This window comes from Flavobacterium sp. (genome assembly GCF_020217025.1).
In the GTDB taxonomy this organism is placed as follows: Bacteria; Bacteroidota; Bacteroidia; order Flavobacteriales; family Flavobacteriaceae; genus Flavobacterium.
The window spans coordinates 1-10,000 of sequence record NZ_JAIWOF010000010.1; the positions used below are offsets into that span (position 1 = coordinate 1).

General features: G+C 32.3%; 9 protein-coding genes and 1 pseudogene. 9 read left to right on the top strand and 1 reads right to left on the bottom strand.

The genetic code is table 11. From position 1 onward, the window contains the following. Positions 1–121 precede the first annotated feature (121 nt). From LDL23_RS00400 to rodA, 8 genes and pseudogenes are all read left to right on the top strand, one after another. Positions 122–669, top strand: a pseudogene (locus LDL23_RS00400) (transposase). A 66-nt stretch (positions 670–735) separates the two neighbouring features. Then, positions 736–1,104: a hypothetical protein gene (locus LDL23_RS00405; RefSeq protein ID WP_291263936.1), complete on the top strand. Its 369-nt coding sequence runs from the start codon at positions 736–738 to the stop codon at positions 1,102–1,104. Positions 1,105–1,268: 164 nt separating this feature from the next. Further along, positions 1,269–2,801, top strand: coding sequence for a bifunctional phosphoribosylaminoimidazolecarboxamide formyltransferase/IMP cyclohydrolase (gene purH, locus LDL23_RS00410; protein WP_291263937.1), 1,533 nt, complete (start codon positions 1,269–1,271; stop codon positions 2,799–2,801). 143 nt (positions 2,802–2,944) lie between these two features. Then, positions 2,945–3,973: a rod shape-determining protein gene (locus LDL23_RS00415; protein WP_026725280.1), complete on the top strand. Its 1,029-nt coding sequence runs from the start codon at positions 2,945–2,947 to the stop codon at positions 3,971–3,973. Positions 3,974–3,983: 10 nt separating this feature from the next. Then, positions 3,984–4,814, top strand: coding sequence for a rod shape-determining protein MreC (mreC, locus tag LDL23_RS00420; protein WP_291263938.1), 831 nt, complete (start codon positions 3,984–3,986; stop codon positions 4,812–4,814). Next, positions 4,815–5,318 carry a rod shape-determining protein MreD gene (locus LDL23_RS00425; protein WP_291263939.1) on the top strand — a complete coding sequence of 168 codons (504 nt, stop codon included), beginning with the start codon at positions 4,815–4,817 and terminating at the stop codon, positions 5,316–5,318. Continuing rightward, positions 5,315–7,243, top strand: coding sequence for a penicillin-binding protein 2 (locus LDL23_RS00430; RefSeq protein WP_291263940.1), 1,929 nt, complete (start codon positions 5,315–5,317; stop codon positions 7,241–7,243). Before LDL23_RS00425 ends, LDL23_RS00430 begins: the two co-directional genes overlap by 4 nt. Further along, complete coding sequence (gene rodA, locus LDL23_RS00435) at positions 7,244–8,500, top strand: rod shape-determining protein RodA (RefSeq protein WP_291263941.1); 1,257 nt, start codon at positions 7,244–7,246, stop codon at positions 8,498–8,500. Here rodA and LDL23_RS00440 read toward each other — a convergent pair whose 3' ends face one another. Beyond that, complete coding sequence (locus tag LDL23_RS00440) at positions 8,501–9,292, bottom strand: DNA/RNA non-specific endonuclease (protein WP_291263942.1); 792 nt, start codon at positions 9,290–9,292, stop codon at positions 8,501–8,503. It abuts the gene before it with no gap. A 53-nt stretch (positions 9,293–9,345) separates the two neighbouring features. On the opposite strand from LDL23_RS00440, the gene LDL23_RS00445 reads away from it, so the two are divergent. Next, positions 9,346–9,843 (top strand): hypothetical protein, encoded by a 498-nt coding sequence (locus tag LDL23_RS00445; RefSeq protein ID WP_291263943.1) that lies wholly within the window; start codon positions 9,346–9,348, stop codon positions 9,841–9,843. Positions 9,844–10,000 lie beyond the last annotated feature (157 nt).

The window sequence follows — 10,000 nt, forward strand, 5'->3', positions numbered from 1 at the left end:
TTTTTTCGTTATAATAGGAGTTACACTGCTTTTTCTTAAACTATTCAAATAAAAACTTACAGAATACCCACGCTAGCGCGAGCGTCACGCTCGTGCCCACAAAGAAATTAAAAACAATCCTATGAGCAGAAAATACAAATTTGCAGAAAAAAACGGAGCCTATTTTGTATCATTTGCCACTGTATATTGGATAGATATTTTTACAAGAGTCGATTATTTTGACACCATAATCGAATCATTAGAGTATTGCAGAAAAAATAAAGGAATGGAAATTTATGGGTATTGCATTATGCCTAGTCATATTCATTTAATTTTTCGTTCTTCCCTAGGCAACCCATCAGGATTAATGAGAGATTTCAAAGGTTTTACATCAAGAAAAATGCTAAAAATAATTGCAGAAAATCCTCAAGAAAGCAGAAAAGAATGGTTGCTTTGGATGTTTGAAAAAGCGGGTAAGAAAAAAGCAATGTTGAAAAAAGTCAATTTTGGCAACAAAACAACCAACCTATTGAAATTTGGTCACTGAAAGTATTTGAGCAAAAATTAAATTACATTAATAATAATCCTTTAGAAACTGGATTTGTTACTGACCCAATTGATTGGAAATACAGTAGTGCAAGAAATTATGGCAATAACGACCAAACTGTTTTAGAAATTGACTTGAATTAGATTGTGGGCACGAGCGTGACGCTCGCGCTAGCGGTGAGACAATTAATAAAAACAATGAAATAAATTATGAATAAAGAAAAAGTTTTAAAGTATTTTACTGTTTTACCAATCATGATTATTGGATATTTAGTATTTAAGCAATTTTTATATTATGATGAAATTGATAAAAACAAATTATTTACCACTGGAAAAGTTATAAAATTTACCGAAAACATTAGAGATTATGGAGTATATTATGAATACATAATCAATAAAAAAAAATATTCAGGTGTAACCTCAGTAAGAAATTTAAAAAAATTTAAAAATAATATTACATGTACAAATTGTGTATTAAAAGTAATTTACTCTTCAAAAGACCCTAGTAAAAGTAGTTTACGTTTAGGTAAATATGAAAAATATAAAACAAAAGTTGAATTTGTAAATTTGGATGATTGAAAAACTATACGTCTTGCCTCCACTAGCGCGAGCGTCACGCTCGTGCACACAATCAAAAAAATATAAAACAATAAAGTTTGACTATTTTAAGAAGTATAACTACTTTTGCACCACGAAAACAACAACATTTATCTGAGACTATTCAGATACAACAACACAACACCATGAACACAACAAAAAAAATTGCTTCGGCATTGATTTCTGTATTTGACAAAAACGGTTTAGAACCTATTGTTAAAGCCCTTCACCAAAACAATGTAACCATTTATTCTACCGGCGGAACTGAAACTTTTATTAAAGACTTAGGCATTCCAGTAGTTGCTGTAGAAGATATTACGGCTTTCCCTGAAATTTTAGGAGGAAGAGTAAAAACGTTGCATCCAAAAATCTTCGGTGGTATTTTAAACCGTCAAGACCATGCAGGTGATGTGGAGCAAATGAAAGAATTCAACATTCCGCAAATCGATTTAGTGATTGTGGATTTGTATCCGTTTGAAAAAACCGTTGCTTCTGGCGCTGGCGAACAAGATATTATCGAGAAAATTGACATCGGTGGCATTTCGTTAATTAGAGCAGCTGCTAAAAACTTCAAAGACACGGTAATAGTTCCTTCAGTTGAACAATACGCACCATTTTTGAATTTCTATACTGAAAACAATGGCGCTACCACTTTAGAAAACAGAAAATTATTAGCTTCAAGAGCTTTTAATGTTTCTTCACATTATGATTCTGCGATTTTTAACTACTTCAATCAAGTTTTTGAAGAACCGGTTTTAAAAATCAGTGAACAAAACGGAAATGTATTACGTTATGGTGAAAATCCTCACCAAAAAGGATTTTTCTATGGTGATTTCGATAAAATGTTTACCAAAGTTCACGGAAAAGAACTGTCTTACAACAATTTATTAGACGTTGATGCAGCAGTAAATTTAATGAACGAATTCAAAAACGACAATCCAACTTTTGCGATTTTAAAACACAATAACGCTTGCGGTTTAGCTACAAGAAGCACCATGAAAGAAGCATATTTAGATGCTTTAGCAGGTGACCCAACTTCGGCTTTCGGTGGTGTTTTAATTGCGAATGGAAAAATTGATGTGGCTACGGCGAATGAAATTAACCAATTGTTCTGTGAAGTAGTAATTGCTCCAGCGTACGACCAAGAAGCGATTGATATTTTAGAAGAAAAGAAAAACAGAATTATCTTAATTTTAAACGATGTTGAATTACCTCAAACAACAGTTCGTACTTGTTTAAACGGAGTTTTAGTTCAAGATAAAGATAACGTAACGGATTCTAAAGACCATTTAAAAACGGTTACAACAGCAATTCCAACTGCAGAAGAAATTGAAGATTTATTATTTGCTTCAAAAATCTGCAAACACACCAAATCGAACACGATTGTATTTGCTAAGAACAAACAATTGTGTGCTTCTGGAACAGGACAAACTTCAAGAGTAGATGCTTTACGTCATGCTATTGAAAAAGCAACTTCATTTGAATTTGATTTGACCGGAGCGGTTATGGCAAGTGATGCGTTCTTCCCGTTCCCAGACTGTGTAGAAATCGCAAATAAAGCTGGAATTACAGCGGTGATTCAGCCAGGAGGTTCAATTAAAGATGAATTGAGCATCAATTATTGTAATGATAATAACATGGCAATGGTGTTCACTGGAATTCGTCATTTCAAACATTAAAATTTCACTTACAAAACATATTTCACAAGCGCATTAAAATATTTTTTTTAATGCGCTTTTTATTTGTATTTATTCCAGATTATTTTTATAATTTTGCGAGTTGAATACAATTATACAAAAAACGCTAAACCCTTATCAAACTTATGGGATTTTTTGATTTCATGACCGAGGATATCGCAATCGACCTTGGTACCGCAAATACTCTAATCATTCACAACGATAAAGTCGTGATTGACAGTCCATCTATCGTTGCAAGAGACCGAATTACTGGCAAAATTATTGCTGTAGGTAAGGAGGCCAACATGATGCAAGGTAAAACTCATGAAAACATCAAGACCATTCGTCCTTTGAAAGATGGGGTTATTGCTGATTTTGATGCGTCGGAACAAATGATAAAAATGTTTATCAAAAGTATTCCGGCTTTAAAAAAGAAATTATTTACGCCAGCACTTCGTATGGTAATTTGTATTCCTTCTGGAATTACAGAAGTGGAAATGCGTGCGGTAAAAGAATCGGCTGAGCGTGTTAATGGTAAAGAAGTATATTTGATTCATGAACCTATGGCGGCAGCAATTGGTATCGGTTTAGATATTATGCAACCAAAAGGAAACATGATTGTAGATATCGGAGGTGGTACAACAGAAATTGCAGTTATCGCTCTTGGAGGAATTGTTTGTGATAAGTCGGTAAAAATTGCCGGAGACGTTTTCACAAATGATATCATTTACTACATGAGAACGCAACACAATTTATTTGTTGGAGAAACTACCGCTGAAAAAGTAAAAATTCAAATTGGTGCAGCTACTGAAGATTTAGACAGCCCACCAGAAGATATGGCAGTTGACGGAAGAGACTTATTAACCGGAAAACCAAAACGTGTTGATGTATCGTACCGAGAAATTGCAAAAGCATTAGACAAATCGATTCAACGTATTGAAGATGCGGTTATGGAAACCTTATCACAAACGCCACCTGAATTATCTGCCGATATTTACAACACAGGTATTTACCTAGCAGGTGGAGGTTCGATGTTAAGAGGTTTAGACAAACGAATTTCAATGAAAACAGATTTACCTGTTTACATCGCAGAAGATCCTTTAAGAGCCGTTGTAAGAGGAACGGGAATGACCTTAAAGAACATCAACAAATACAAAGGAATCCTGATTAAATAAAAAATAGTCCATGCAGCAAATAATTAATTTTATCATAAAAAACAGCCATCGATTGCTGTTTTTGCTGCTTTTGGGCATCTCATTTTCTTTGGTTGTAAAATCGCACTCCTATCACCGAAGCGAGTATGTAAATTCAGCTAATGCTGTTACTGGTGCCTACTATGAAAAAGTGAATGAGGTAAATGAATACTTTAGTTTAAAGCAAAAAAACAAAGATTTAGCTTCGGAAAATGCATTGCTTAAGGAATTATTATTCAACAAAAAAGACACCATTTTAACTTCTAAAACATTATTTAGAAACGACCTCAACAATTACAATGTCGTGGTAGCCAAAGTGGTAAAAAACACATTTAATACAAGGGAAAACTACATCACCATCAATTCTGGAAAAAATTCGAAAATTGAAATCGATATGGGAGTGGTGAATGACAAAGGAATTGTTGGTATTATAGAAAAGACTTCTGCAAATTATTCAACTATTTTAAGTATCTTAAATACAAAATCAAAGATTAATGCTAAAATTAAAAATTCAAATCACTTTGGATCTTTAATTTGGGATGGACGAAATGTAGGTTTTGCACAACTAATTGACGTTCCAAGATTAGCATCTTTAAAACACGGAGATTCAATCGTAACAGGTGGAAATTCAGACATTTTTCCAGAAAATATTCCAATTGGAAAAATTGACAAAATTTTCATTGACAAGAAAACAAATTATTACACTATCAATATTCGTTTATTCAATGACATGACATCGTTAGGTTATGTTTACGTTATTGAAAACAAAAGAAAAAAAGAGAAACAACAATTAGAAGCAGCAACCACAGCACCAAAACAATAAGTGAACAATAGCGTTTTAAATAGTATCCGATTTGTATTTTTTTTACTCTTACAGCTTTTAATATTCAACAATATTAATATGTTAGGGTATTTAAACCCATATCCTTATATCTTATTTATTTTATTGTATCCTGTTAACAGCAACAAAAGCGTTTTACTTTTAGGAAGTTTTGCAATGGGTATTCTTTTGGATATGTTTTGTAATTCAGGCGGAATTCATACGATGGCTTCCATAGTTCTGGCTTACGTAAGACCTTCACTTTTTAAATTTGCATTTGGATTGAGTTACGAATATCAAACCGTGAAAATTGCGGATAAAATTTCACCTGAGCGTATTACTTTATTGTTATTAGCCATTTTTATCCATCATTTTGTTTTATTCTTTTTTGAGTATTTCCGATTTGATTTATTCTTTACTATATTGATCCGTACACTTTTCAGTACTATTTTTACGTTTACTATATGTCTACTAATTCTATATATAATTAAGCCAAGTAAGCGATGAGAAAAGCTGTATTACCTGCCGTAATTATAATTACTTCTGTTATCCTGATTGCTCGAATATTTTACCTTCAGGTAATTGATGAAAATTTAAAACTACAATCCGAAAACAATGCTATTAAAAAAGTATTTGATTTTCCGGAGCGAGGTTACATATATGATAGAAATGGTAAGTTATTAGTTGCCAATCAACCCTCGTATGATATTATGGTGGTACCAAGAGAAATTAAAGACATTGATACTACCGAATTTTGTTCGCTTTTACATATCACTAAAGCTGATTTTATCAAAAAGATAGAGAAAGCCAGAGTTTACAGCCCGATGTTACCTTCTGTTTTCTTGTCCCAATTAAACAAAGCAGAATACGCGGCGTTTCAAGAAAAAGAGCGAAAATTCGAAGGTTTTTATACGCAAAAACGTTCCCTTCGCGATTATCAAGTAAATGTTGGAGCTAATATTTTCGGTTTCATCAGACAAGTAGACGAATCTATTTTAAAGAAAAACAAATACTACAACAGTGGTGATTTAATTGGAAAACAAGGCGTTGAACAGCAATACGAAGAAATTTTAAGAGGTGTAAAAGGAGTAAAATATTTACTTCGTGATAAACATAATAAAATTATTGGACCCTACAAAGAAGGAAAATTTGACACAATTGCCCAACAAGGAAAAGATTTAACCTTAACCATTGATTACGAACTTCAAAAATACGGAACCGAATTAATGGTTAACAAAAGAGGAGGAATTGTAGCTCTTGAACCTAAAACAGGTGAGATTTTAGCTTTGGTTACAGCTCCTACTTATGACCCTGCATTGTTAGTAGGAAGACAACGTTCTAAAAACTACACGGCTCTTTATCATGATTCCATTGCTAAGCCTTTATATGACAGAGGACTTCAGGCTACATATCCGCCAGGTTCGCCATTTAAAATTATAACAGGATTGATTGGGTTACAAGAAGAAGTAATTGATGAACAATCGACTTTTTATTGTAATCATGGAGCTAATTTTGGACGTTTCATGAAATGCCATTGTGGTTTACATACCTTGCAATTAAACAATGGTGTTTATAAATCATGTAACAGTTATTTTGGGAACACATACAAAAGAACTATAGAAAAATATAAAGATTCTTATTACAGCGTTGATAATTGGGCTAACCATGTTAGAAGTTTTGGATTAGGACAATTTTTAGGAACCGATATGCCCATTGGATCAAAAGGATTAGTTCCTGATTCTAAAATGTACAAAAGAATGTACAATGGTGCCAAAATTAGAAGTTCTTATATTATTTCAAACTCTATTGGTCAGGGTGAAGTTTCTACTTCAACCTTACAATTGGCTAACATGATGGCAGTTGTAGCAAATAAAGGATATTACTACACCCCTCACATTGTAAAAAAAATAAAAGGACAAGATTTAGACAAGAAATTCACAACCAAACATTATTCTACAATTGACAAGCAATATTTCACACCCATGATTCAAGGCTTGGCTGATGTTTACAATGTGGGTACAGCTTGGAATTTAAAAGTAGAAGGATTAGAACTTTGTGGAAAAACTGGAACAGCCGAAAATAAAATTAGAGTTGCTGGTAAGACCTATCAGTTAAAAGACCATTCTATTTTTGTTGCATTTGCACCAAAAGAAAATCCAACAATTGCTATTGCTGTAGTTGTTGAAAACGGATATTGGGGTAACCGATGGGCAGGACCTATTGCAACACTAATGGCCGAAAAATACGTTACTGGAAAAATTACAAGAAAAGATTTAGAAACCACCATGCTTAATGGAAGTTTACTAGAAGAGTATAAAAGAATTGAAAACATCATCTATCAAAGAAAAGTTGATCCTTCGAGAGTTCAAGACTCTTTAAACAAAGTTAAAGTAGAAATAAGCGACGCCAAAAAGGAGGAAGAAGAAAACTAAATGAAAAATCAAAGCGTAGGAAATAGAATTGATTATATCAGCATATTACTTTATATAGTTTTAGTAATAATGGGCTGGATGACTATTTATTCTGCCTCGTTGCCATTAGAAGAAACTTCAATTTTTGATATTTCTCAAATTTATGGACGTCAAATGCTTTTCATTGGATTAACCATTCCGTTAATTTTAATTATTTTATTTGCTGATGCCAAAATATTTGAACGCCTTTCTTTTGTTTTTTATGGCGTTGGAATTCTTCTTTTACTTGGGCTTTTTGTTTTTGGTGTTACAAAAAAAGGACAAACCAACTGGTATCAATTTGGCGGATTTGGTTTTCAACCATCAGAGTTCGTAAAAACTGCAACAGCTTTATTACTAGCAAAATATTTGAGTTATTCACAAATCAATTTAAAATACACGAAACATCAAATGATAGGATTAGCTATCGTAGGAATCCCTGTATTGCTAATATTAATGCAACCTGATGCTGGTAGCGCCATGATTTTCATTTCGCTAATCTTTGTATTAAATCGTGAAGGATTACCAAGTTGGTACTTTTTTTCGGGAATAATTGCAATTGCATTATTCTTTTTATCATTAGTAATCGAACCATTCTATTTGATTGGAATTGTATTTGTTGTAATGGTAATTCACTATATATTTAATAGAAAAATCTCAAGAAATCCTATTGTTTACGGGCTACTTTACTTGGTTATGGCAGGTTTTGCCTTCTCTGTAAGCTATGTTTATGATAAAGTATTAGAACCACATCAAAAAGATCGTATTAATGTTTTAATTGGTGATGATGTCGATCTTAAACGAGAAGGTTACAATCTTAATCAGTCGATGATTGCCATTGGTTCTGGAGGCTTACTTGGAAAAGGCTATTTAGAAGGAACGCAAACAAAAGGAGGATTCGTACCTGAACAACACACCGATTACATCTTTACTACAGTAGGCGAAGAATGGGGATTTGTAGGAAGCATTACGGTAATTCTTTTATTCGTTGCCTTATTTTTAAGAATAATTTATCTAGCAGAAAATCAGAAAACAAAATTTAGTAGGGTTTATGGTTATTGTGTGGCAACTTATTTATTTACGCATTTCTTTGTAAACATTGCCATGTTAATTAAGCTATTCCCAACAATTGGAGTACCACTACCCTTTTTCTCCTACGGCGGTTCGAGTTTATGGTCGTTTACCATTTTACTATTTATCTTTATTAAGCTTGACGCTAATAAAGTAAATGAATGGTAATTAGAAACTCCAATCTTTATAATCAGATTTCGACTCCAAATTATTTTCGATTTCGTCTGGCAAATTTGGATAAAAATCAATTCCCGTCATCTTTTCAATTTCATCAACAGAAACAACAAACTCATACAAAGGATTGTTAGAATTTTTATGAGGTACTAAAAAACCAATCATTTTGGTTCCATCTTTAGATAAAAGTACTTTATAAAAATAATTAGGAACTGAAACCTTTTCTTTTCCTATTGTTTTCAAATTATCAGTTAAAACACCACCTGTAACAATATATAATCCATTATTTTTTGTAGCCCAATATCTCACTTTTTCTTCTAAACGATTCCAAACACCCGAATTAAATTCATGCTCTTGTGGACTAATATTAGAGGTGAAGAAAGTCTCATTATATTCATCTAATGTTTCTTTTCTATCTCCAGCTGGACACAAGTGACCCTTATCGTAACCCGATTTTTTATAATTTCTCCAATCTGCTGATTCTGTTATTACTAATGGATCTTGTTCGAAAAAAGGGCGATCATAATTAGTAGTTTTTACATCATCATTATCTAAATAATAGGCCACCCATTCGCTTTGTTCATGAGCTTCTGAATATGAAAAAGCATAAGTGTTACGCTTGTAAACATCGCTTGTGGTTGATGTTGGCAGAAAATCAAAATCACTAGAAATCACATTTTTACTTACTAAGACTTGGTTGTTTTCAAGTGAACTTTCATTATTAATATCAAATTCTTTACAAGAGAATAGTGAGATAAATAGGAGGATATAAAGTGTTCTTGTCATGATTTGGCTTAGTTTTTGTTACCTTTGTAAAGATAATTTTAAAATCGAAGATCATGAAAATAAAATTTTTAATTTTAGTGGGTTTATTTAGTTTACAAGCCACATTAGCTCAAGAAACTGTAATTGATAGTGTAAAAGTAAAACAAGAAAAGCTACTACTTGAACAACAAAAAGCGGAAAAAGAAAGAATAAAAGCAGAAGAAAAAATAATTAAAGAACAACAAAAGGCAGAAAGAGAGCGTCAAAAAGCTTTAAAAGAAGCAGAAAAAGCTCAGAAAAAGGCGGAAAAAGAATTAAAGCAAGCTCAAAAAGCGGTTGCTCAAAGAGAAAAAGCCAAAAAGAACATAGAAAAAGCTAAATCTAAAATAGAAGACAACAAAAAAGATTTAGAAAAAGATAAAGAGAAATTTGAAAAGCTTAGAAGAAAAGGAAAATTAAACACTGAAGAAGAGTTAAAATGGAGAGAGAAAATTCTTAAAAAAGAAAACAAAGCTTTAGAACTTCAATTAGACTTAGAAAAAGCACAAAACAAACTTGATAAACTAGATTAATAAAAAATCCCGATTCAAAGAATCGGGATTTTTTTTCTTTTAATTCATGCTTAATTTTTGTGGTAATCCTTTTCCTTTAGTCAACAATTTCATATCGGAAATAACATTTAAAGTTTCTTCCACATAAATATCTTTTTGTAATTCTTCATGCCAACGT